The organism is Sphingomonas hengshuiensis (assembly GCF_000935025.1).
GTDB classification, from domain to species: domain Bacteria; phylum Pseudomonadota; class Alphaproteobacteria; order Sphingomonadales; family Sphingomonadaceae; genus Sphingomonas; species Sphingomonas hengshuiensis.
In genome coordinates, this window is the sequence record NZ_CP010836.1 from 3,007,404 (window position 1) to 3,029,372 (window position 21,969).

The window sequence follows — 21,969 nt, forward strand, 5'->3', positions numbered from 1 at the left end:
GGTCACGACGTCGGCGGTTCGCCGCCGACGATCGTTGCACCGACCCAGTCGTAGCGATCGTTCGGCGCCTCTTTCGGCCGGACCGGGCGGAAACTGTCCGCCGCGTTGATGTCGCCCTTGCCCTTGTAGCGGGCCTGGACGGGATAGGGGTAGACCGGGCGGTTGCGGATCGTGCCGTCGTCCAGGATTGCCGTGCCGACGATCGCATCTGGGGCGGTGCCGCGCTCGACCCAGTTGATCATCTGGCCGAGCAGGTCGTGCTGATAGGCGACGGTGCCACCCGAGCAATGGTAAACACCGGGAAGCATGTAGACGCGCAGGAACGGATCGGTGCCCGCGAATCCGCCCATCGTATCGCGGACGCGCTGATAATAATCGGGGAGCAGGTAAGAGCCGCCGGCATTGTCGGCCTCGCCCTGCCACATCAGCAGTTTGCCGCCCTTTGCCTTGAATGCCGACAGGTCGGGGTTGTTGGCATTGTAGTAGCCGCCGGCCTTGAGCAGGTCTTTCACTGCGGCGGCGTCAGGCTTCCAGTTTGTCCAGTCGAAACTCTGGTGTGAATTGCCGCCATAGATCATGAACTTGATCTGGTTGGCCGCCAGCGCATAGCCGCGCGACAGAAAACTTCCGGGCCCGGTCCACAGCAATTCGGAGCCATAGGGCTCGCCACCGAGGAACAGCGAGCGCCCCTGCGCGTCGACTGCGCCGCGATAGAGCTTTCGCATAACATCGGCCTGTCGCGCGGTGATGCAGCCCTGGGTCGTGCCCGGCTTGCATATCAGTTTGGCGGGATCGAAGTTGCAGACGCGGGGATTGTCGATCTGGCCGTCCTCGAGGCCGTCGAGCCCGTCGCACGCGTTCATCACTGCCTTGTGGAGCAAGGCGGTCGATTCGTCGGTGAGGACGGGATTGCCTGCCGCGTCCTGCGCGACTTGCGATTCGTGGATGATGCGGGTGACGCCGGCGGTGATCCATAGCGCCGGTGCGCCAGCGACGATCCCGTCGAAGTCGTCGGGGTAGCGCTGCGCCTCCATCATCGCCTCGCGCCCGCCGTTCGAGCAGCCGATGAAATAGGAATGATCGGGCTTGCGGCCATAATAGGTCGCGAGGATCTGCTTGGAGACGACAGCCGTCACGTGCGCGGCGCGATAGGCGAAATCCTCGCGCAGCTGAGGGGCATAGGCGGCCCACAATGTGTCCATCGGTTCGGGGCCGACATGCCCCGAATTGTTGAAACTCACCGCGAACGCGCCGCCGAACGCCTGGGCATTGTTGCAGCGGGGCGAGACGCTGTCATAGATCACGCCGCACGCGCCGCCGCATCCGCCCTGCAGATAGCGACCGGTATAGGTCTGCGTTGGCAGATAGAGCTCGAACTGGATCTGCGGCGCGATCATGCCCTTGACGCGGCAATATTCGACCGTGCCCTTCTTCTCCAGCACCGCAGAGGATATCCGCGACGGCGCGCCCTCTACCGACAGCAGATCCTGCCCGGGCAGATCGGCGCACGCCATTGCCGCGGGAATTGCGGCCCGCTCGGGAAGCGGGGCATAGGCGACCGGGGGAAGCTTCGCTTCCTGCGGCTGCGCGACGCTGGCAATCGGTCCAGCGGACAGCGCAGCGAGCATCGCGAGCGCCGTAACGACCAGCGTTGGCTTCGATACCATGTCGTTCTTTCTCCCTTGTCGCTTAGCGATTGCGGCAATCGCGATCGGCGAAGAATTGGAAGGTCTCGGCCAGATAATGCGTCCAGGCGTCGCCATGGGTCCCTTCCGGGATGACTTGCAGCCGCGCATCGATGCCCGCCGCCTTGGCGCGATTGGCGAGACCCTCGCTATCGGCGATCTTGGCGAGCGTGTCGCGGCCGCCATGCACCAGCAGCATTCCGGAGAGCCGCTTCAGCCTTTCGACCGGATAGTCGGGCCAGGGTGGCCCACCGCTCGCCGATACCGCGCACCAGCGCTGCGGCTGGGTACGGGCAAGGTGCAAAACGCCCGTCATCCCCATCGAATTGCCCATCAGATAGATGCGCCGCGAGTCGATGGCATAGTCGCGCGTCGCGCGATCGATCACGTTCAGCACGTCGGCCTCGGCGAGCGCGGATTCGGCTTGGGGAGTCGTATCCAGCGGCTTGCCGCTCCGGCTGAGCGAGGACGGCAGCGGCAGGTTCGCGCCATAGTCGGCCATGCCGTTATAGCCGCTCGGCGAGACGACCACGAAGCCATGCCGCTCCGCTTCGCGCTGGAGCTTGCCCGCAGCCTCTTCGAACGGCTGGTCCGCCGTGGCCGCATAGCCGTGCAGCACTACGACCAGCGGCATCCTCGCACGCGGGCTCCAGGCCGAGGGTAGATAGACACGATAGGGGATCTGCTTTCCGCCCGCCTGCGGCATGGCGTAGCTAAGCGACCGATCGCCGGTTGCCGGGCTGTGCGGCGTGGTCGCGCAGCCGGCCAGTGCCAGCAATGCCGAAGCGAACAAGCCTGCATGTCTCAACCTGGCACCGCCGACCATGCGTCATCCTCTCAAGGGTGTTTCCGCCACGCTCAACCGAGCCGGATCATGCTGACGAACAGATACAGATTGTAGATTTGCAGCAGCACCGCGAACCCACCGAATAGGATCAGCGCGCGGCCGGGGCGGAACCCGGCCGGCCGGGCGAGGGGATGCTCGGGCAGCAATCCCGGCTCGGCGGGCTGGCCGCCCCATTGCGGGGAGGCGCGCCAAGCGAAAGCCGGCCGGTAGTAATCGCGGTAACAGAGCATCAGCCACAGATGCGGGAGAAGCACGCAGAGCCCGCCGACGATCATGTCGGCAACCGCCGCCAACAGTGCGGGCGTGTCCTGCGTGCCCCCGAGCCAGCGAGCAATATCGTCGAGAATCAGTGCGTCGAGCATGAAGGTGATGAACGCCACCGGCAGCGTCGCGGCCAGCAACAGCGGAACGGCCCGGTTGGCCAGCAGCGAAACGCCGAAGGCAATCTCCATGATCTTTGCCGCCTGGAAGAACCAGCCGGTGTTGATCATCTCGACGACGAGCATGTGCTTGATCCGCAGGTCTGCGGGCATTCCGACATGCGGCAGCATTGGAATGAAGCCGAAGAACCAGTTGAGCCCACTGAGCAAATAAAAGACGCCGAGCACGATCCGGGCCGCAAGCACCAATCGATCGAACAGGGTCCCGCTCGCGGACGTCATGCCGGTTCCTGACGCGCCGGGCCGTCGGCGCCGACCCGCGCGAACCGGCCCAGGTGGAATAGCAATGGATCGTGATCGCACGCCTCGAAAGAGATCACGCGACCGAGGAAGATCACGTGATCGCCACCCTCGAAGCGGTTCTCTACCCGGCATTCGAGATGCGCGAGGCAATCGTCGAACAGTGGCGCACCGCCCAGGCCCTCCCGCGTCACGATTCCGGCAAATTTGTCATCACCACGCACGGCGAAGCGCTTGGCGAGATCCTCCTGATGCGCGCCCAGGATATGGACGGCAAAGGTTTCGCACGCGGCAAATGCCCGCATCGAGCCCGCAGTCCGCGCCAGCGACCAGAGGATCAGCGGCGGATCGAGCGACACCGAATTATAGCTGTTTGCGGTTACGCCATATTTGCGCCCCTCGGCGTCGACCGTAGTGATCACGGTGACTCCGGTGGCAAAGCGCCCCAGCGCTTTCCTGAGTTCGGCGGGTTCGATTACGCTCACAAGAGGCTTTCGATTGAGGGCTAGGCCGGCTTGTGCATCGCGGCGATGCGATAACGGCGGACCGATACGAGTTCGAACACGCCGGCCGCGACATAGGGATCGGCCGAGGCGATCTCGCCGGCGCCTGCCTCATCATCCGCCTGCACGATCACGACGCTGCCGATCGGTCGCTCTTCAGCGTCGAGCAACGGCCCGGCGAGCGCCATGTCTGCGCCGAGGCGCTTGCGATAGGCGATATGTTCGCCACGCAAGGCGTCGCGCGCGGCGGCGTTGCCCAGGTCGCGATACTCGACAAGGAAATGCACCATGCTCAGGCGGCCGCGCCGACGGGCTGGAGGTTTTCCGCCAGCGGCTGGAGTTCCTGCCATTTGCGCTCGGGCTCGAAGAAGAAGGTCTCGGCGGTGATCTGGGTCCAGTCGAACGCGCCCTGATCGGCCTGGGGGACTTCGCCGGTCTCGATCATATGCCGCACGGTCTTGAGCATCATCCGGCGAAAGGCGACGACGGCCATGTCCGAACGGCCAAGATGCTCCTTGGTGCGGTCCACCATCCGGCCCATCGTCTCGCTCACCGCATGGTCCTGCAGGGCCACGCCCGAAATGCCGGACATGTTGGCCGTGCGCATCATGTCGCGATCCTGATTGTACCAAACGCTCATTCCGTTGGTCTTGAAGAAATTCTCGTCATGGGGCGTGTTGGCCTCCGCCATGCGGTGCGCGCGATCGATCGTCTGACCGGGATCGTAAAAGAACTGGATGTGCCACGTGCTGTAATCGTCGCGCGGCACGAAGGCGTTGACCAGGCGCCGGTTGCGGCGGAATTCGGGCGCCTTGGGCCCATCGGGCGGGATGAAGGTGTAGAAGGGCATCGGGACCTGGGTCATGCGCCCGTTCTTGAGGTTCTCGTCGGCGTTGCGCACTGCGCAGTAGCGCATGCCATAGCGGGTAAACTCGACCTCGAGCTTGGGGCGCAGGTCCTTCTCGTGCGGCCATTTCGCCGGATGCTCCCAGGCGCTTTCCTTGTGCAAGATGCCTGCGTGCGAGGAATCGACCGCGCCTTCGAGCGCCTGCGAATAATTGCATTCGTAGATGACCTTGAACGCCTCGCAGCTCCCCTCCGGCATATCGAACCAGGGAAAATGCGGGAATTCGGGCTCGCGTTCGGCAGGCCCCATATAGGTCCATACCATACCGCCGGCGACGCGCGTGGGATAGGCCTTGACCTTCATCGCCTTGGCCAGCTTCGAATTTTCCGGCTCGGCGGGGGTATCGAGGCACTGGCCGGTCACGTCGAACTTCCAGCCGTGGAACAGGCAACGCAGCCCGCACTCGCCGTTGACGCCCAGCGCGAGCGACGTGCCGCGATGCGGGCAATGTTCGTCGAGCAACCCGATCCGGCCCTGGCTGTCCATGAAGGCAACCAGATCCTCGCCCAGCAGGCGGATGCGCACCGGCTTCCCGTCCGCGACCAATTCCTGGGTCAGCAGCGCCGGCATCCAGAACCGCCGCATCAAATTGCCCATCGGGGTGTCGGGGCCGATGCGGCAAAGCAGTTCGTTATCATCGTGAGAGAGCATTGACGCACCCGGGTTTGTTAGACAATAAGTTATATTATCCTGCCGTGACGCGAAAGTCACTAGCTATCGTGCCCTCGGAGAAGCTGTTTTGGATCTCGACGACGTCCTGCCCGTGGAGAATTTTTCCGATCTGACGATCCAGTTGCTGTCGGAGCGGCTCCTGCGCTCGCGTTCGCCCGAACAGTTCATCTATCGCGAAAGCGAAATGGACGAGCTTTGGCGGTTGCTCGACATCGCGATTCGCTCGGGCGATCCCGACGGACTTCGCGACGAGGCAAGGCTGCGGCAGATGCGCGAGATCGTTCACCGCGCGCACGATCTGGTCGGGATGGACGGCAAGCCGCAAGAGGCGGCCGCGGTGCTTCGCGAAGCGCTGGTCTGAAACGCCCCCTCCTCAACGCCAATAGACGAAGCCCATCGCATTGCCCGTGCCGGCTTCGCTGCGATAACAGGGCACGTAATCGAGGACATGCGGCTCCAGCCCCCGTTGAGCCATCGCGCTTGCCACGGGCATCCAGTTCTTCATTTCCGACGTGCCGTCGCGGAACGTTTTCTCGCCCAGCGCCAGCGCGGGCTCGAAATCGCGATTTCGGATTGCATCGAGGAAAGTGCGATCGACGCTCTCGTCGATCACGAAATGGGTCAGCCCACCGCTGGCGATCAGCGCAACGCGCTTGTCGCTATCCCATCCCCGGATCGCTTCGAGCAGCGATCCGCCGAGCTTGTAGCAGCGGCGCGCGCTGGGCTGGTTGGGGGGATAGAAGGTATTGATTGTCACCATCACGCTGGGGCACGGTCGATCGCGCATGATGCGGCGATAGACGAAGCCCCAGGCGTGCGGAGTCTCGCTGCGCGGCATCTGGGCGAGCGCGGCGACATCGAATTCGTCCGTCATCGCCTGACGGATGATAGCCAGTGCGAGGTCCGGGCACCCCGGATAGTCTGCGCCGCCGGCGGGGATGTACCCCTTGAGCGAGGCTTCGATCCCCGGAGGTAATTCCTTGAGCCGTTCGGGGCCGAATTCATAATTGGTGATGGTATCGCCATAATGGACCGCGAAGGCGGGATTGAGCGCGGGGCGATAAATCTCGTTCTGGTCGTTGCCGACGACCACCGCGACATCGATCCGGGCTTCCTCGAACAAGTCCGCCAGCCGCTCGATATTGGCCTGGCACCGCGCCTGCCGCTCGTCCCACACCGCCTTGACCGTCTGTTCGGCGAGGCCTTCACCCGCGCGTGCGGCGACCAGTTCGTCGAACGACCAGGTTCCCCCCTTCCACGCGTGGCAATTGGCCTTGTCGGCGGGAACGCGCACGCCCCAGGTCTCGGTTTTGGTCACCAGCATCGGTCCGTGGCTGGTTCCGATACCCAATACGATCTCGGCCATGATGCGTGAAACTCCCTGTTGCCTGAGGCTTACGCCGCATGCCGACCGCAGCGGCACTTGATGCGTCACCCATTATCGGCTACCTTAATTGTATACCAATCCTGTTTGGGCTAGTCAAACCCGGCAGGGAGTCGCCTCACGAGAAGGGATTTGAGATGGCAAGCAAGGCCGATACGATGGATGGCACGCTCGACGTTCAGGCTGACTGGCCGGTCGTGGAGACGAGCGCCGACGCATTGGCGAAAGTGCGTGCGCTGCTGCCCGAGATCGGCGCGAGCGACGCCAAGTTCGAGCAGGACCGGCGCGTTTCCGACGCCGTGGTCGAATCGATGCGCGCGAGCGGGTTGTTCGGGCTGGTGATGCCCCGCAATCTGGGCGGTTCAGAGCGCGGTTTCGCGGATCTCGTCCGGGTGACTGCCGAGATTGGCGCGGTTTCGGGCTCGGCTGCCTGGGTCTATGGCGTGCTCGCCGGGCATAGCTGGCTAATAAACCTGTTCCCCGAGGAAGCGCAGCGCGACGTGATGCGCGATCCGACGACGTTGATCGCGACGGTGTTCCGGCTGGCCGGCGAAGTCGTCGAAGAAGGGGACGGCTATCGGCTAAGCGGGGGGCTCGGCCGCTTCTGCTCGGGTATCGATTATGCGACCTGGGTGATCATCGGCAACGCCGTCAAGCGCGCCGACGGCAGCGTCGAGCCGCGCTTTTTCGTGGTGCCCAAATCGGACATTCAGGTGCTCGACGATTGGCACACGATGGGCATGCGCGCGACCGGGAGCCGCTCGATCAAGATCGACGACGCCTTCATTCCAGCGTATCGCAGCTGTTCGCTCGCCGACATGCTCCGTGGGTCGACCCCGGGCGCGCGCGTCCATGACGGTGCGATCTACCGGATGCCCTTCTCCAGCGTCGCGCCTTTCTCGATCGTCGGTGCGCCGCTCGGCATGGCCAAGGGCATGGTCCAGCGCTTCGCGCAGGAACTGGGCGGCAAGCTGGCCGGCGCCGATCCGCTCGACATCGCGGAGCAATCCGCGACGCTCGCGCGCATCGCCGAAGCCTCGGCCGAGATCGACGCGGCGCTCGCGCTGGTGATTTCCGATGCCGAGATGATCGATCGCGCCACCGATCCGCGCGAGATTACTCCGCTGCTCAGCGCGCAGATATCGCGCGACTGGGCCTGGGCGGTCCAGCGCGCCCGCCACGCCGCGAACCGCATCTTCGAGGCGTCAGGCGGGACCGCGATCTACGACGGCCAGGCGATGCAGCAGATGTTCCGCGACTTGAATTCCGGCGCGCAGCATTTCGCCTTCACCTGGGATCGCGCGATGACCGGCTATGGACGCGCCGCAGCGGGGCTAAAGGCTGGCGATTTCACCCTTCCCAAGCGCAAGTGAAGCGAGTCAGTCTTACGGGATAGGGGAAAGGTGATGTGGCGCGCGATCGAGAAATATGGAGTGATCTTCTGCCGCTTCTATCTGGGCGGATTCAACTTAATTTCGGGTCTCAACTACTTCATTCTGTTCTGGCCCCAGCCGAAGATCGCCGACACCGCAGGCAATGCGTTCGTGCTCGCGTCGATGGAGCTCAACCTTTTCACGATCGCCAAGTTTATCGAGATATTCGGCGGCGCCTGCCTGGTATTCAATCGCTTCGTTCCGCTCGGGCTGGTGGTGCTGATGCCGGTGACGCTCAACATCTTCCTGGTCAACGTGCCCTGGTCGCCTTTTCCGCACATCCAGATGTCGGTCGCGCGCAATCTGGCGATGCACCTGGTCCTGCTCGCGGCCTATGCCAACTATTTCTATCCGATGCTCAGATTCCGCTCGGCGCCGCAGCCGGTCTGGCGCGACCCGGCACGGATCATACGGTCTCTCTGACGAGAAAGGCAGAATATGCCCACTTTCGCTTTCGCCCTGGACGGCAAAGCCGATCTGATGAGCCTCAATCCGCTCGAGATGACCAATTTCGAGATGATGGGCGCGATTTTCGGCATTGGCGGCGTGCTCCTTGCACTGCTGCTGCGGCACCACGCGGCGAAGCGCCAACTCCCCCATGTCTTCACCGCCACCGAGACCGAAGAGGATTCGATCCTCTAGAAGGAAATCCATGCCCCCGATCGACGCGCACTGCCACGCCTCGCCGCTCTGGTACGAACCGGTCGAGGTCCTGCTGTTCCAGATGGACCGGGGCGGCGTCGAAAAGGCCGTCCTTACCCAGTTGCTCGGCCAGTTCCACAACGACTATCAGCAGGAGTGCGTCAAGCGCTTCCCGACTCGGCTCGCCAGTGTCGGCGCCGTCGATCCGCAAGCCCTGGATGCGCCGCAACAGGTACGGAAATGGGCAGGCCGCGGCATGGTGGGCCTGCGCCTGCGCCCCGATGCGCGCAGCCCCGCCGGAGATCCGTTCGCGATCTGGCGCGCTGCTGCCGACGCCGGTCTCGCGATCAGTTGCGCGGGACCCACGGCGCTGTTTCTGTCGGAGGGCTTTGCCGAGCTGGCCGCAGCATTTCCGCACATGCCGTTCATCCTCGAACATCTTGGCGGCTGGGTGCGGCCCGATTGCGATCGGAGCGACGCCAGCTGGCAAGCCATTCTGGCGCTTGCCCGCCTCGCCAATGTCAGCATGAAGATCGCCGCGCTGGGCCAGCTCGCCCCGCGCCCGATCAGTCAGCGACTGCCTGAGGCGCCCCCAATTCTCGATGATGCCGAGGGCGCGCGACTGATTCAGGCACTCGACGCCTTCGGTGCCGCACGGTTGCTCTGGGGGAGCGACTTTCCCGTGGTTTCTTCGCGCGAGGGCTATGGAAACGCACTGGCCTGGACGCGCGCATTGTTCGCCGATCGGCCCCCGGCCGAGGCGGACGCGATATTCCGTGGCAATGCCCAGCGGATTTTCTTCGGAGATCGGCCTTGAACCCATTTTGAATATTGCTATACAAAACGGTATATCATTGTGACGGGATTGTATCATGGCCTATGACGCTGCGGAGACGATCATCTGCGTTTCAGCCAACGGCAAATCGGACTCATCGAGCGAAAAGGCGGCGCTACGCATGCTGATCGCGACCGCAGACGGCCTGCTCGACTTCCGCCGCGCGGCGCCGACAGGCGAATGGGTACGGCAGGAAAAAATGCTGCTCGAAGGGCAACATGTGAGCTCCCTGGTCTACGACGACCCAACCGGACTCCTATTTGCTTGCCTGCATTTCGAAGGTGGGCTGCTGGTCAGCGCCGATCGTGGCGAGACTTGGGAAGCGCGCAACAAGGGCCTGCAATCCGGCCATGCCTATTCGCTGCTCGTCCAGCATGTCGGCGACCAGACAATCCTCAACCTCGGCACCGAGCCGGTGATGTTCTATCGCAGCTTCGATCTCGGCAAGAGCTGGACGGCCTATCCCAAATGCATCGCCGTGGAGGGTACCGAACATTGGTTCTTCCCTCGCTCCGCGCCGCACATCAAGCATATCGCCGCGCACCCGGCGCGGCCCGACCGGATCTACATCTGCGTCGAGCAGGGCGATCTGCTGCGCAGCGATGACGGCGGTGAGAATTGGACCTCCATCTGCTCGATGGAGCGCGAGGACGACAAGTTCCGCCGCGACCAGCACCGTGTCACCTTCTACCGCGACAATCCCGACGAGATATTCCTCACCACGGGGATCGGCGTCTATCATTCGACCGATGGGGGCGACAATTGGGAGCGGCTGACCGACACCTCGCACCCATGCGCCTATCCCGACCCCTTCTTCGTCCATCCCGACAAGGAGGAATTGTTCATGGTCGGCGCGGGCATGAACCCAAATCCCAATTGGGGCGCGGCGGGGACCGCCTATCCCAAGTTCATGCACAGCCTGGATCACGGCAGGAATTGGGAGCCGGTGATGAACGGCATGCCCGATCCCATCGCCGGCAACCTTGAAGTGGCCGCGATGCACGTCTCCGCCGAGGGCGGCGTCGAACTCTATACCGGCTCCTCGTGCGGCGAGCTTTTCATGAGCACGGACGGCGCGCAAAGCTGGACGCGGGTGGGGGACAAGCTGCCGGCAATGTCGAAGGGGCCGCATTTTCGCCACTTCCTGCCGCCGGAGGAACGCATCGCCTATGAGGAGAAGCTCAAGGCGATGAACGCCTTCGCGTGAGCCGGTGGAATGGGGGGGCCGCTTCCGGCCCGAGATTGATTCCCGGGCGGGTTGGGATTTGGGCGTCGTGATGATCGATTCCCACGCGCATCTGATCAGCGACGATAACGTCGCCTATCCACGGGTCGGGGCAGACTGCACGGCGAGCTGCATCATGACCGTCGAGCAGTTGCTGTCCGAGATGGACGCAACCGGCGTCGATCGAGCGGTGCTTGTGCAGCGCGGCTCGGTCTATGGGTTCGACAGCGCCTACGTCTGTGACAGCGCGGCTCGATATCCGAAGCGGCTGGCCGCGGTCTGCTCGATCGATGGATCGCGATCGGATGGCGCAGAGATGGTTCGCTATTGGGTGAAGGACCGCGGCGCCGCCGGCATCCGGCTGATGGAGCTCGTCCGAGGCGAGGACGCGGGCTGGCTCGGCTCGACCGAACCGGGCGGTGCCTGGCGGGAGGCCGCCGAACGCGACGTGCCGGTCTGCGTCCATTTCTTTCCCTGGAATCGGTTGGAAGGGCTGGCCCGGCTACGGTCGATCCTCGCCGACATCCCGGGCCTGAAGGTGGTGATCGATCATTTCGGCGCAATGCAGAGCGACGCCGGACCGCCGCATCATGGCGTCGATGCGGCGCTGGAGCGGCTCGCTGACTTCGCGGGCGTCAACGTCAAGTTCACGACGATCCCGCTCGGCAAGCTGGCGGAGGCCGGCATCGACGCAGGCCCGGTCCTGCGCCGGGTGATGGACCTGTTTGGGGCCGAGCGGATGATGTGGGGATCCGATATCGCCCAGTCCCCGGGCAGCTATGCCCATATGACCGAGCTGGCCCGCAAGGCGGTGCGCGAACTGGCCAGCGCGGACCAGGAGGCGATTCTGAGCGGCACCGCCCGTCGCATCTACGGCGCCCGCTGGGCCTGAGCCCAGCCGGGTTTCTCAGTTTCGCCGCGTCTGAAGCTGGTGGTATCTGAAGTGCCTGCGCGCTTCGTCGAGCCGCATTCCGGTCCGGCAGGCTTCGCGGATCGATTCCTCCGCAGCATGGATTTCCTCGGCGGCGCCGAGCACCGCTTCCTCATGCGCCTGCGGGATCACGATCACTCCGTCCGGATCGCCGCGCAGGATATCTCCGGGGGCCACTCGCGCGCCGCCGATATTCACCGCGCAGCCAGTCTGCTCGACCTGTACGCGATCCTTGCCCGTGCGCATCCAATGGCCGACGCTGAACACCGGATAGCCCAGGCTGCGGCACAGATGCACGTCGCGGCTGATCCCATCGATCACGGTCCCCGCCAGGCCGCGGCGATGCGCGATCTCTGTCAGGATATCGCCCCAGATCGTCGCGTCGGTGCGCCCGCCATTGTCGATCACGACGACATGCCCGGGCGGCACATCATCGATATAGTCGCCCACCGTCCCCGGCGGCGTCGACGCCGGGCCGCACAGCATCGTAAACGCCCTGCCCGCCATGCGGAAATCGGGGTCGCGCCCGGCGATCGCATAGCATTGGCCGACGATGCCCAGCCGGTCGAGCGCGTCGCTCAGCGTGGCGGTGTCCAGCGCGCCCGCGCGCGATACGTTGCGGTCGTCCGTCATCAGTCCTCGCGTTTCAGCATATATTCGTAATTGGCGCCCAGCACGGCGCTGGCCAGTTCGTCGGACTCGAGCCTGCGGACCATCTCCGCTTCGCGCCGGGCGATCTCCTCGGCCGCTGCCAGCACGCGTTCGATATCGGCGGGTGCCACGAACACCGCCGCGCTCGAATCGCAGACCACATAAAAGCCCGGATGCACCGTGAAGGCGCCGACACCGATCGGCACGTCGGTGGCATCTTCGTACACGCGGGCACGGGCGGTTCGCGCCGTGTAGCCGCGCGAGAAGACCGGGAAGTTGATCTCGCAGGCCTCGTCGATGTCGCGCACCGGGCCTTCGGCGATGACCCCGGCGACGCCCTTCTGCTTGGCCCCGCGCGAGAGGATCCCACCCCAGCAACCGGCATCGATCCCGGTCGATTGCTCGACGACGATCACCTCGCCCGGCGCGCAGGCATCGATCGCCGCAGCGCCGAGATGAACCGGCGGGCGGCCTGCCGGCGGGCTTCCCGCCTTCAGTTTGACGGTATGCACCCGCCCGGCGATGCGCCGCCCCGGCATTGCCGAGCGTAGGCCGGTGACGCAGCCCGGCAGCCCGAGCTTGTCGAGCGCATCCGAGACTGCGCAGGCATCGAGACGTTCGAGCCGGGCGACGAAGGGATCGCTGCTCATAGCGGCCCCTGCCCCGGCAGCGTGCCGAGATTGAACACCTTCCTGGCATTGCCTTCGAAGATCGCGGTCTTGTCGGCATCGCTCAGCCAGTCAAAGCCCTGGATGAAGGGCGCGATGTGATCGAAGGTATGGCCGGTATCCGGATTCATCGCCGAGCCGACGCCCGGACATTCGGCGCCGAACAGGCAGCGATCGGCGCCGACGGTCTTGATCAGCAGCCGCAGCGCTTCCTCCGAATAAAGCACGGTGTCGAAATAGAGATTGCGCATCGAATCGAGGAACTCGAATCCCCGCCGAGCCGCCGACGAGCGGAACCGGCCGATATGATAGGGGATCGCACCGCCGCCATGACTGACCACGATCTTGAGGCTGGGAAAATGCTTGAACACGTCCGATTCCAGCAAGCCGTAGACTGCGATCGTCTCTTCAAGCAGGAAATTGAGGGTGTAAGGCGCGCGCCGCGAACGCGACCCCGCCGAATGGATGTGCGCCGGCACGTCCAGTTCGCACAGTTTCTCGTATAGCGGATACCAATAACGATCGCCCATCGGCGGCGGCTCGGTCCCCGAATTCTCATAGGGATCGGGATTGAGCAGGCAGCCCTTGAAACCCATGCGCACGCAACGCTCCAGCTCAGGCAGCACGTCGGCGATCGGATCGCCCGCGACCTGCGGCAGGCCCGCGATCGGCGCAAAGCGGTCCGGCAATAGCTGGGCTTGCCGCGCGATGATGTTGTTGGTCTCTTCGGTGAACCAATGAACCAGATTGCCCGGCTTTTCCGAGTGCATCATCTGGAACGGCCGGGGGCTGAGCAGCTGGTACTTGGTCCCGACCCGGTCGAGCATATCGAGATGGCCGCACGGCGCCATCTCCTTCTTGTTGGTATAGGCTAGGATTTCGGCGTCGCTAAGCTCGGGGAAACGGCGTCCGTGCTCGCCCCGATGCGAGAGCAACAGCGACTTGTAGACCCACAATTCCGCCGGCGCGCTCACATGTCCGTGACAATCTATAATCATGCTCGTCGACCTCTCCTCGCAGGCTGGCTGCCACGATCGTAATACAATTTTGTATAATCATCCACCGTTGCGGGTCAAGCCGAGCATCGCCAGGCACCGTAGCTTCGCCGTTCCTCGGCCAGTTGCCGAAAGTTTTGAAGATTTTGTGGCTATATAATCGCGGCGGCATAAGTTAGCGACGCGAAGCCGCAGCGTGCGTCGGTCGTGGCGCGCGGCAACCGAATGGGGACCAAGGGTAGAATAATGTTAGAGACTGCCAAGAACGGCATTGGTGTGCCGGCCAAGATCGCAAACGAGTTGCGATCACTGGTGGCGCGCGGCACGCTTGCTCCCGGAATGCGCCTCGGCCAGAAGGAGTTGGCAGAACAATTCAGTGCCAGCCGGGTCCCGGTGCGCGAGGCATTGAAGCTACTCTGCTCCGAAGGGATCATCGAACATGATCCAAACCGTGGCTTTTTCGTAACGCGGCTGTCCGGAGACGAGGCCGAGCAATTGTTCACCCTTCGCCATCTGGTCGAGGATGAACTGCTGCGCACGGTGGAATGGCCGAATGAAGAGCAGTTGGAAGAGCTCGCCCGCCGGGCGCAGGAGCTGGAGGATTTGCTCAACCGCGGCGACCGATCGAGCTGGTGGGACCGGCACGGCGAATTCCACAAGATGATCTTCGACCTTTCGCCCAAGAAGACGATCGTGCGCGAAGCGATGCGACTATGGGCGCTGACCGACCGCTATCGCGCACTGCTGCCGCTCCCGCGCGGCGACAGCCAGGAGCGCAAGGTCCTGAGCAAGCATGAGTTCCTGACGGTCCTGCGCGAACAGGATACCGAGAAGCTGCTCGCCGTCCGCCGGCTTCGCCGCGAGGCATTCGAGCGGCTGCTGTTGGAAACGCTCGAGGCCCGCGGGCTCTAGCTCGGCGGCGTCCGGCCGAGGATGAGGTCGGACGCCTTTTCCGCAATCATCATCACCGGCGCGTTGGTGTTGCCCCCCACGACACGGGGCATCACCGATGCGTCCACCACGCGCAGCGCCTCGAGTCCGTAAACGCGCAGGTCCGGATCGACGACGGCGCCGATCGCGCAGGTGCTGGAGGCGTGGTGCGCCAGGATGCTGGTGCTGCGGATATAGGCGTCGATTTCGGCCTCGTCCTCCACGCCGCCGGGCATCAGTTCCTTGCCGACCAGACTGCCGAGCGGCTCGGTGCGGAAGAAGGCGCGCATCTGGCAGATCGCGGCGCGCATCGTCGCCAGGTCGCGCGGGTCGTCATACATGCCGATGCGGATCTCGGGCGGCGCCGCCGGATCAGCCGATCGCAGGCGCACCGAACCGCGGCTGCGCGGGCGAAGCAGGACGCAGAACGCCGTCATCGCATGGCCGGCGCCCTTGCGAATGCCGGGAAACCAGACCCGCGCATCCAGCCGGGTCGGATAGAGGTTCGCCTTGATATCCGGGCGGGCCAGTTTCGCTTCGGTACGCATGAAGCCAAATGCAGTGACGGGCAGTTGCGTCGCGCGTGCCGCCATTCCCAGCATGTAGCGCGTCACGTTCCCGGCGAGCCGGTCGAAGCGCAGATTGGCTTCGAAGCCGATCGGCCGGACCAGTTCGTAGCCGACGCCCGTCAGCGGATGCTCTTGCAGATTACGGCCGACCGGCAGATCGGCAACGACGTCCAGTCCCAGCCCGGCCAGCGCTTCGGCAGGGCCAACCCCGCTGAGCATCAGCAGCTTGGGGGAGTTGTACGCGCCCGCCGACAGGATCACTTCGCGCTCCGCCCGGATGATCCGGCTTCGCCCGCGCTTGACGATCTCGACGCCCACCGCGCGCCGGCCCTCCAGAACGATGCGCGTCACGGTCGCATTGGTGCGCACCTGCAGGTTGGGGCGGTTGGTGGCGGGGCGAAGATATTGCGTTGCGGCACTGGCGCGCCTGCCGTTGGCCACCGTCACCTCGGGCGGCGAGAACCCCTCGCCCGCATGCACGCCATGCTGATCGTTGCTGACGACATGGCCCAAGTTGCGCGCGGTCTCCATCGTCGCGTCGAACAGGGGTCCGGCGGCGTCGACCGGGGTGACGGTCAGCGGCCCATCGCCGCCGTGCCATTCGCTCGCGCCGCGCCAATTCCCCTCGGACCGCCGGAAATAGGGAAGCACATCGCTCCAGCCCCAGCCGGTTGCGCCCAGCGATTCCCATTCGTCATAGTCGAGCGGGTGACCGCGCGAATAGACCATGCCGTTGATCGACGACGTACCGCCCAGGCATTTGCCGCGGGGGAGCCACAGCTTGCGACCGCCCAGCTCATGCTCGGGCTCGCTCCAGTAATTCCACGACAGCCGCTCGACATACTGGAGCTTCATGAAGGCGAACGGCATTCGCAGGAACGGGTGGCGATCCTGACCTCCTGCTTCGATCAGCAGCACCGAATTTGCAGGGTCCTCGGACAGCCGATTGGCTAGCACGCAGCCGGCCGACCCTGCGCCGACGATGATGAAATCCGCCCTGTCCACGCGTTCCTGCGCCTCACTGCCGCGATTGTATTACATCATTGTATTACAATCTTGGCTCATGCAAGCTTGGCGCGAGGAGAGCGCAGTGAACGCGGATCGATTCCATATCGCCGGCCGATGGGTCGAACCCCTCGGCACGGAGCGCATCGCGGTGTACAACCCCGCCGACCTCACGGTCCTCGGCCATGCCGTGATGGCCAATGAAGCCGACGCGGATCGCGCAGTGGCGGCTGCCCGCACCGCCTTCGCAAAGTGGCAAGGCAGCAGCCGGGAGGAAAGGATCGCGCTGATCCGCCGCATGCGCGCCGCCTTCGAGCAACTCGCACCCGAGTTGGAGCGCCATCTGGTGCGCGAGATCGGCATCACGACGATGGTCGCGCAGGGCCAGACACGCATGACACTGTCGCATTTCGACGGGATGCTCGAGGTGCTGCCCGGATATGCCTTCAGCCAGGCGATCGGCGACGGCGTCGAGCTTGTCCGCGAGCCGATCGGAGTCGTGGCCGCGATCACAAGCTGGAACGCGCCGGTCAGCCAGATGCTGTGCAAGGCCGTGCCCGCAATCGCCGCGGGCTGCGCCGTGGTCATCAAGCCCAGCGAACAGGCGCCCTTGTGCGCGATGCTGCTCGCCGAGGCGATGGCGCGCGCCGACATTCCCCCCGGGTTGCTGAATATCCTCAACGGGCGCGGGCATGATTGCGGGCGGCGGCTGGCCGAGCATCCCGATGTCGATATGGTTTCCTTCACCGGATCGGTCGCCGGCGGCGGCGCGATGGCCGCGGCTGCGGCGCCGACGATCAAGCGCGTCCATCAGGAACTTGGCGGCAAATCGCCCAACATCCTGCTGCCCGACGCCGATTTCGCCGAGGCCGTGCCCAAGGGCGTGCTGATCTGCATGATGGCCGCGGGCCAGGCCTGTGCCGCGCCGACGCGAATGATCGTGCCCGAAGATCGCTTCGAGCACGTCGCCGCGCTCGCGGTCGCGGCGGCGCAGAAGCTCGCGGTCGGCCCGCCCGACCAGCCCGGCATCGCCTTCGGCCCTCTCGCCAACGAAGCGCAATTCCGCCGCGTCAATGCGATCCTCGAAAAGGCGATAGCCGACGGACAGCCATTGCTCGCCGGCGGCCCGGGACGGCCCAGCCATCTCGCGACGGGCTATTACATCGCACCGACCATCTTCGGCCCGGTCTCGCCCGACGCCGGCATCGCGCGCGACGAGATTTTCGGCCCCGTGCTGTGCATCCTTACCTATCGCGACATGGACGAGGCGATCCGCATCGCCAACGCGACCGAATACGGCCTGTCCGCCTATATCGAATCCGCCGATCCGGCGGCGGCGCGGCGCATCGCCGGGGCGCTGCGGGCGGGATATGTCAACATCAACTATCCGCCGTGGAGCGCCGCCGCGCCCTTTGGCGGGTTCAAACGCTCGGGCAATGGCAAGCAGTACGGAGTCTGGGGATTCGAGGAATTCCTCGAGACCAAGGCGATCGTCGGATGAGCGACACGAACGCCAAGCCCGACGCGCGCGCGATCGTTTCCTTGCTCGTCCTTTCGGCAATCGTCGGGCTCAACACGGTCGATCGCAACATGTTCGGCCTGCTGCTGCCGCAGATCAAGCAGGACATCGCAATATCGGACGCCGCGCTCGGCTTCCTGATCGGTCCCGCCTTCATGATCGTCTATTCGGTCGCGGGGCTGCCGATCGCCTGGCTCGCCGATCGCAGCAACCGCCGCAACATCGTCGTCGCCGGGCTGGCGTTGTGGAGCGGCGTGACCATGCTCACCGGCTTCGCGCAGACGCTGGCGCACCTGTTGGTCGCGCGGATCGCGCTGGGGGTCGCCGAGGCCAGCAACATGGCGCCCACTTCCGCGATCATCGGCGACCTGTTCCGCGGCGGATATCGCGTTATCGCGATGGCGGTGTTCGCTGCGGGCGGACCGATCGCGATCATGGTCTTCTTTCCGCTGATCGGTGCCGTCGCGGCGAAGGGCGAATGGCGCAGCGCCTATTTCATGATGGGTGCGATCGGGATCGGGGTGGCGCTGGCTGCGCTGCTGGTGGTCCGCGAAGCACCGCGCGAGGTGCCCGCCGCCGATCTGCCGGAATTGATCCCTGCCGGCCTGTTCGCGGTGGCATTCCGCATGCTGCGATCTCCTTCTTTCGGGCTGTTGTGCGCCGCCGGCACGATGATCAGCATCAGCCTGGGCGCGATGACCGCCTGGCTGCCGAGCTTCATGCAGCGCGTCCATGGACTGGATCCCCGGGGCACCGGGCTGTTGCTCGGTATGTACCGCGGCGGCTTCGGCGTCGTCGCGACGCTCGCCGCCGGGCTGATCGTCACGCTGCTGATGCGGCGCGACCAGCGCTGGCTGGCGTGGTCGCCGATGCTGCTGACCCTGGGGCTGATCCCGGCGCAACTGCTGCTGCTGCTCGCCGACGGGCCGACCGGATGGCACATCGGGCTGGCGCTCGATTCGATCCTGATGAGCGCGATCACGCCCTGCCTGCTCGCGCTCCTCGTCACCCTGCTCGACTCGCGCGTTCGTGCAACGGGGGCGGCGCTGTATCTGCTGATCTTCAATCTGGTCGGGCAGAGTATCGGGCCGCTCGCGGTCGGAACGCTCAACGACGGGGTCTTCGTGGCTTCGGGAAGCCACGCCATCCGCACTTCGATGCTGATCGCGCCCGCCGCGCTGGCAGTCGGGGCCGGCTTGCTTGCGGCGCTGTCGGTTCGCCAGTCCAGAGAGCTAGCGCATTAGATCGTCGCCATCGCCCCGCCGCAGCGCGAGGAAGCTGGCCGCAGAGAGCAGCAGGACCGCCGAAAGCGCGAGGATCGGCAGCGGAAAACTGGCACCGGTCAGGCCGGTTGTCGCGCTGGCATAGCCCAGCAGGATCGCGGCGACGCTGATCCCGATCGCCATCGCAAGGCGCTGGACCACCGCCGCGATCGAATTGGCGCCGCCGAGCTTGTCCTCTGCAAGGCCGGAAAAGGTCAGCGCGCCGAGCGTCGAAAGCTGGATGGCGTGGAGCATGCCGAACAGGAACAGGAACGCGCCCAGCAGCCAGAGCGACGCATCGCCCTCGAACGCGAGCAGGCCGACCAGCAACGCTCCCATCGCCACGCTGTTGGCGACGAGCAATCGCCGTATGCCGAGATGCCTGAGCAAGGGATCGATGCCCAGGCGCAGAGCGATCTGCCCAACGGCAAGCGTCGCCATCAGATAGCCTGTAGCGACCGCGGATGCGCCCAGAGCGAGCTGAAAATAAAGCGGGAAGAGAAACAGCGTTGCGCCCAGCACGACCCGCGATAGCGCTCCCCCCAGAACCGCCACCGCGAAAGCACGATGGCGCAGCAGCCGCAGATCGAGGATCGGATCGGCGCGGCGCGCGTGCCAGCCATAGGCCAGGCAGGCGGCGACGCCGATGCCGAGGCCCAGCATGGCGGTGCGGCCGAACGCGCTTTCGGCGGCGACGACTTCGAGGCTGGCGAGGATCGCGACGAGCGCCACCGCGACGAGGACGAACCCCCAGCCGTCGAACCGGATCGGCGCGCCGGGCGCAAAGCGCTTGAGAAAGCGGATCGCCATCGCCACGCCCAGCACGCCCAGCGGCAGATTGATGAAAAATATCCAGCGCCAGTCAAAATAGGTCGTGATCATGCCACCGATCACCGGCCCCAGCATCGGCCCGAGCAGCCCTGGGATGATCATATAGCTCATCGCGCGGACGAGCTGGTTGCGCGGGAAGCTGCGCGCCAGGATCAGCCTGCCGACCGGAGCCATCATCGCCCCGCCCATCCCCTGCAGGAACCGCCCGACGATCAATTGCGTAAGGTCGGCGCTGACTCCGCACACGAGCGAGCCGAGGATGAACATCAGGATCGACGCGATGAACACGCGTTTGGCCTCGAAGCGATCGGCCAGCCAGCCGCTCGCCGCGAGCCAGATCGAGACGCTGATCAGATAGGCAGTGAGCGCGACGCTGGTCTCGTGCGGCGTGACATGGAGCGCTTCGGCGATTTGGGGCAGCGACGTCGCGATGATGGTCGCGTCGAGGCCCTCCATGAAGAAGCAGGCGCCGACCGTCAGCGGGATCGCGCGCGATGCGGCCAGGGCCGATGGCGCCACCGTCTCAGGCGCGCGCGCAGGATCGTCGCGGAAATCCATAGGCGGCTATCGTGATATCCCTATCGACATTGTATATTCTTCGGTATACCAATTTTCGGGTGTCGAGAAGCTGCTTCTTCTCGAAGACGTCGTCGATGATCGCGAGAGTTGGGAGAAGGATGTGAAGACACGCGCCGCAGTGGCTTTCGAAGCGAAGAAGCCGCTGGAGATCGTCGAGCTGGACCTCGAAGGGCCCAACGCCGGTGAAGTGCTGGTCGAGATCATGGCGACCGGCATCTGCCACACCGACGCCTATACGCTCGACGGGCTCGACAGCGAGGGGCTGTTCCCCTCGGTGCTGGGGCATGAAGGCGCGGGCATCGTGCGCGAAGTCGGCGCGGGGGTGACCAGCGTGGCGCCGGGCGACCATGTCATCCCGCTCTACACCCCCGAATGCCGCCAGTGTAAGTCGTGCCTCAGCGGCAAGACCAACCTGTGCACCGCGATCCGCGCGACGCAGGGCAAGGGGCTGATGCCCGACGGCACCACGCGTTTCAGCTACAAGGGGCAGCCGATCTTCCATTATATGGGCTGCTCGACTTTCTCGAACTTCACCGTGCTCCCCGAGATCGCCGTCGCGAAGATCCGCGAGGACGCGCCGTTCAAGACGAGCTGCTATATCGGCTGCGGCGTCACCACCGGGGTGGGCGCAGTGGTCAACACCGCGAAGGTCCAGGTCGGCGACAATATCGTCGTGTTCGGGCTGGGCGGCATCGGCCTCAACGTGCTCCAGGGTGCGCGGCTGGCGGGCGCGAACCGGATCATCGGCGTCGACATCAACCCTGACCGCGAGGAATGGGGCCGCCGCTTCGGGATGACCGATTTCGTCGACGGCCGCGGCAAGTCGCGCGAGCAGACGATCGCCGAAATCCTGGCGCTCACCGATGGCGGCGCCGACTTCACCTTCGACTGCACCGGCAATACCGAAGTGATGCGTACCGCGCTGGAGGCCTGCCATCGCGGCTGGGGCACCAGCATCGTGATCGGCGTCGCCGAAGCGGGCAAGGAAATCAGCACCCGCCCGTTCCAGCTCGTCACCGGGCGCAACTGGCGCGGCACCGCGTTCGGCGGCGCCAAGGGCCGCACCGATGTGCCGAAGATCGTCGACTGGTACATGAACGGCAAGATCGAGATCGATCCGATGATCACCCATGTCCTCACGCTGGAGGAGATCAACAAGGGCTTCGACCTGATGCATGCGGGCGAGAGCATCCGCAGCGTCGTGGTGTATTGAGCG

Annotated in this window: 23 protein-coding genes; 11 read left to right on the forward strand and 12 right to left on the reverse strand. The window is 64.9% G+C overall.

The window, feature by feature from the left end:
- Window positions 1–2: 2 nt before the first annotated feature.
- From TS85_RS13245 to TS85_RS13270, 6 genes are all read right to left on the reverse strand, one after another.
- Window positions 3–1,667 (reverse strand): tannase/feruloyl esterase family alpha/beta hydrolase, encoded by a 1,665-nt coding sequence (locus tag TS85_RS13245; protein ID WP_052507919.1) that lies wholly within the window; start codon window positions 1,665–1,667, stop codon window positions 3–5.
- 22 nt (window positions 1,668–1,689) lie between these two features.
- Window positions 1,690–2,478 (reverse strand): carboxylesterase family protein, encoded by a 789-nt coding sequence (locus tag TS85_RS13250; protein WP_162184721.1) that lies wholly within the window; start codon window positions 2,476–2,478, stop codon window positions 1,690–1,692.
- 65 nt (window positions 2,479–2,543) lie between these two features.
- The gene (locus TS85_RS13255) at window positions 2,544–3,194 is read right to left on the reverse strand and encodes a hypothetical protein (RefSeq protein WP_044332775.1); all 651 of its coding nucleotides are present in this window, start codon (window positions 3,192–3,194) and stop codon (window positions 2,544–2,546) included.
- Window positions 3,191–3,697, reverse strand: a complete 507-nt coding sequence (locus TS85_RS13260; RefSeq protein ID WP_044332777.1) for a flavin reductase family protein — start codon at window positions 3,695–3,697, stop codon at window positions 3,191–3,193. The genes TS85_RS13255 and TS85_RS13260 overlap by 4 nt, the downstream gene beginning before the upstream one ends.
- Window positions 3,698–3,717: 20 nt before the next feature.
- Window positions 3,718–4,005 (reverse strand): YciI family protein, encoded by a 288-nt coding sequence (locus TS85_RS13265; protein ID WP_044332779.1) that lies wholly within the window; start codon window positions 4,003–4,005, stop codon window positions 3,718–3,720.
- A 2-nt stretch (window positions 4,006–4,007) separates the two neighbouring features.
- On the reverse strand, window positions 4,008–5,273 hold the full coding sequence (locus TS85_RS13270; protein WP_044332781.1) for a Rieske 2Fe-2S domain-containing protein: 1,266 nt from the start codon (window positions 5,271–5,273) through the stop codon (window positions 4,008–4,010).
- Between the two features lie 88 nt (window positions 5,274–5,361).
- Between TS85_RS13270 and TS85_RS13275 the strand changes: the two genes are divergently transcribed.
- On the forward strand, window positions 5,362–5,655 hold the full coding sequence (locus TS85_RS13275) for a hypothetical protein (RefSeq protein ID WP_044332783.1): 294 nt from the start codon (window positions 5,362–5,364) through the stop codon (window positions 5,653–5,655).
- Between the two features lie 12 nt (window positions 5,656–5,667).
- Here the strand turns inward: TS85_RS13275 and TS85_RS13280 are convergent, their stop codons facing one another.
- Window positions 5,668–6,660, reverse strand: a complete 993-nt coding sequence (locus TS85_RS13280; RefSeq protein WP_044332785.1) for a DODA-type extradiol aromatic ring-opening family dioxygenase — start codon at window positions 6,658–6,660, stop codon at window positions 5,668–5,670.
- Between the two features lie 155 nt (window positions 6,661–6,815).
- Between TS85_RS13280 and TS85_RS13285 the strand changes: the two genes are divergently transcribed.
- The 6 genes from TS85_RS13285 to TS85_RS13310 all read left to right on the forward strand — a co-directional run bounded on the left by TS85_RS13285 (window position 6,816) and on the right by TS85_RS13310 (window position 11,705).
- The gene (locus TS85_RS13285; RefSeq protein WP_227698481.1) at window positions 6,816–8,051 is read left to right on the forward strand and encodes an acyl-CoA dehydrogenase family protein; all 1,236 of its coding nucleotides are present in this window, start codon (window positions 6,816–6,818) and stop codon (window positions 8,049–8,051) included.
- 33 nt (window positions 8,052–8,084) lie between these two features.
- Window positions 8,085–8,534, forward strand: coding sequence for a hypothetical protein (locus TS85_RS24190; protein WP_052507920.1), 450 nt, complete (start codon window positions 8,085–8,087; stop codon window positions 8,532–8,534).
- A gap of 15 nt (window positions 8,535–8,549) precedes the next feature.
- Complete coding sequence (locus tag TS85_RS13295) at window positions 8,550–8,753, forward strand: hypothetical protein (RefSeq protein WP_044332788.1); 204 nt, start codon at window positions 8,550–8,552, stop codon at window positions 8,751–8,753.
- A gap of 10 nt (window positions 8,754–8,763) precedes the next feature.
- The gene (locus TS85_RS13300; RefSeq protein ID WP_044332789.1) at window positions 8,764–9,570 is read left to right on the forward strand and encodes an amidohydrolase family protein; all 807 of its coding nucleotides are present in this window, start codon (window positions 8,764–8,766) and stop codon (window positions 9,568–9,570) included.
- Window positions 9,571–9,625: 55 nt separating this feature from the next.
- Window positions 9,626–10,795 (forward strand): WD40/YVTN/BNR-like repeat-containing protein, encoded by a 1,170-nt coding sequence (locus TS85_RS13305; protein WP_044332790.1) that lies wholly within the window; start codon window positions 9,626–9,628, stop codon window positions 10,793–10,795.
- 67 nt (window positions 10,796–10,862) lie between these two features.
- A complete protein-coding gene (locus TS85_RS13310) occupies window positions 10,863–11,705 on the forward strand; it encodes an amidohydrolase family protein (RefSeq protein WP_227698799.1) in 843 nt (280 codons plus the stop codon).
- Window positions 11,706–11,720: 15 nt separating this feature from the next.
- Here TS85_RS13310 and TS85_RS13315 read toward each other — a convergent pair whose 3' ends face one another.
- The 3 genes from TS85_RS13315 to TS85_RS13325 are packed head-to-tail and all read right to left on the reverse strand — an operon-like array spanning window position 11,721 to window position 14,061.
- Window positions 11,721–12,377 carry an RraA family protein gene (locus TS85_RS13315; RefSeq protein WP_044332791.1) on the reverse strand — a complete coding sequence of 219 codons (657 nt, stop codon included), beginning with the start codon at window positions 12,375–12,377 and terminating at the stop codon, window positions 11,721–11,723.
- Window positions 12,377–13,045, reverse strand: a complete 669-nt coding sequence (locus TS85_RS13320; RefSeq protein ID WP_044332792.1) for an RraA family protein — start codon at window positions 13,043–13,045, stop codon at window positions 12,377–12,379. The genes TS85_RS13315 and TS85_RS13320 overlap by 1 nt, the downstream gene beginning before the upstream one ends.
- Window positions 13,042–14,061: an amidohydrolase family protein gene (locus TS85_RS13325; RefSeq protein WP_044332793.1), complete on the reverse strand. Its 1,020-nt coding sequence runs from the start codon at window positions 14,059–14,061 to the stop codon at window positions 13,042–13,044. The genes TS85_RS13320 and TS85_RS13325 overlap by 4 nt, the downstream gene beginning before the upstream one ends.
- 273 nt (window positions 14,062–14,334) lie before the next feature.
- Here TS85_RS13325 and TS85_RS13330 point away from each other — a divergent pair, with 273 nt between their 5' ends.
- Window positions 14,335–14,970, forward strand: coding sequence for a GntR family transcriptional regulator (locus TS85_RS13330; RefSeq protein WP_052507922.1), 636 nt, complete (start codon window positions 14,335–14,337; stop codon window positions 14,968–14,970).
- Here TS85_RS13330 and TS85_RS13335 read toward each other — a convergent pair.
- Window positions 14,967–16,562 (reverse strand): GMC family oxidoreductase, encoded by a 1,596-nt coding sequence (locus TS85_RS13335; protein WP_044332795.1) that lies wholly within the window; start codon window positions 16,560–16,562, stop codon window positions 14,967–14,969. The two genes, TS85_RS13330 and TS85_RS13335, sit on opposite strands and share 4 nt — an antisense overlap.
- 85 nt (window positions 16,563–16,647) lie before the next feature.
- Here TS85_RS13335 and TS85_RS13340 point away from each other — a divergent pair, with 85 nt between their 5' ends.
- Together TS85_RS13340 and TS85_RS13345 are read left to right on the forward strand one after the other, a co-directional pair.
- A complete protein-coding gene (locus TS85_RS13340) occupies window positions 16,648–18,063 on the forward strand; it encodes an aldehyde dehydrogenase family protein (RefSeq protein WP_227698482.1) in 1,416 nt (471 codons plus the stop codon).
- Window positions 18,060–19,325, forward strand: coding sequence for an MFS transporter (locus TS85_RS13345; RefSeq protein ID WP_044332799.1), 1,266 nt, complete (start codon window positions 18,060–18,062; stop codon window positions 19,323–19,325). Before TS85_RS13340 ends, TS85_RS13345 begins: the two co-directional genes overlap by 4 nt.
- Here the strand turns inward: TS85_RS13345 and TS85_RS13350 are convergent.
- Window positions 19,314–20,732 carry an MFS transporter gene (locus TS85_RS13350; protein ID WP_077228608.1) on the reverse strand — a complete coding sequence of 473 codons (1,419 nt, stop codon included), beginning with the start codon at window positions 20,730–20,732 and terminating at the stop codon, window positions 19,314–19,316. The two genes, TS85_RS13345 and TS85_RS13350, sit on opposite strands and share 12 nt — an antisense overlap.
- Before the next feature lie 121 nt (window positions 20,733–20,853).
- On the opposite strand from TS85_RS13350, the gene TS85_RS13355 reads away from it, so the two are divergent.
- A complete protein-coding gene (locus TS85_RS13355; RefSeq protein WP_044336264.1) occupies window positions 20,854–21,966 on the forward strand; it encodes an S-(hydroxymethyl)glutathione dehydrogenase/class III alcohol dehydrogenase in 1,113 nt (370 codons plus the stop codon).
- Window positions 21,967–21,969 lie beyond the last annotated feature (3 nt).

What these genes read in the sequence shown, in the direction of transcription:
- TS85_RS13345 (WP_044332799.1), top strand. Translation starts at nt 18,060, where the DNA reads ATGAGCGACACGAACGCCAAGCCCGACGCGCGCGCGATCGTTTCCTTG.
- TS85_RS13315 (WP_044332791.1), bottom strand. Translation starts at nt 12,377, where the DNA reads ATGACGGACGACCGCAACGTATCGCGCGCGGGCGCGCTGGACACCGCC.
- TS85_RS13270 (WP_044332781.1), bottom strand. Translation starts at nt 5,273, where the DNA reads ATGCTCTCTCACGATGATAACGAACTGCTTTGCCGCATCGGCCCCGAC.
- TS85_RS13295 (WP_044332788.1), top strand. Translation starts at nt 8,550, where the DNA reads ATGCCCACTTTCGCTTTCGCCCTGGACGGCAAAGCCGATCTGATGAGC.
- TS85_RS13255 (WP_044332775.1), bottom strand. Translation starts at nt 3,194, where the DNA reads ATGACGTCCGCGAGCGGGACCCTGTTCGATCGATTGGTGCTTGCGGCC.
- TS85_RS13280 (WP_044332785.1), bottom strand. Translation starts at nt 6,660, where the DNA reads ATGGCCGAGATCGTATTGGGTATCGGAACCAGCCACGGACCGATGCTG.
- TS85_RS13285 (WP_227698481.1), top strand. Translation starts at nt 6,816, where the DNA reads ATGGCAAGCAAGGCCGATACGATGGATGGCACGCTCGACGTTCAGGCT.
- TS85_RS13300 (WP_044332789.1), top strand. Translation starts at nt 8,764, where the DNA reads ATGCCCCCGATCGACGCGCACTGCCACGCCTCGCCGCTCTGGTACGAA.
- TS85_RS13265 (WP_044332779.1), bottom strand. Translation starts at nt 4,005, where the DNA reads ATGGTGCATTTCCTTGTCGAGTATCGCGACCTGGGCAACGCCGCCGCG.
- TS85_RS13320 (WP_044332792.1), bottom strand. Translation starts at nt 13,045, where the DNA reads ATGAGCAGCGATCCCTTCGTCGCCCGGCTCGAACGTCTCGATGCCTGC.
- TS85_RS13325 (WP_044332793.1), bottom strand. Translation starts at nt 14,061, where the DNA reads ATGATTATAGATTGTCACGGACATGTGAGCGCGCCGGCGGAATTGTGG.
- TS85_RS24190 (WP_052507920.1), top strand. Translation starts at nt 8,085, where the DNA reads ATGTGGCGCGCGATCGAGAAATATGGAGTGATCTTCTGCCGCTTCTAT.
- TS85_RS13305 (WP_044332790.1), top strand. Translation starts at nt 9,626, where the DNA reads ATGGCCTATGACGCTGCGGAGACGATCATCTGCGTTTCAGCCAACGGC.
- TS85_RS13350 (WP_077228608.1), bottom strand. Translation starts at nt 20,732, where the DNA reads ATGGATTTCCGCGACGATCCTGCGCGCGCGCCTGAGACGGTGGCGCCA.
- TS85_RS13245 (WP_052507919.1), bottom strand. Translation starts at nt 1,667, where the DNA reads ATGGTATCGAAGCCAACGCTGGTCGTTACGGCGCTCGCGATGCTCGCT.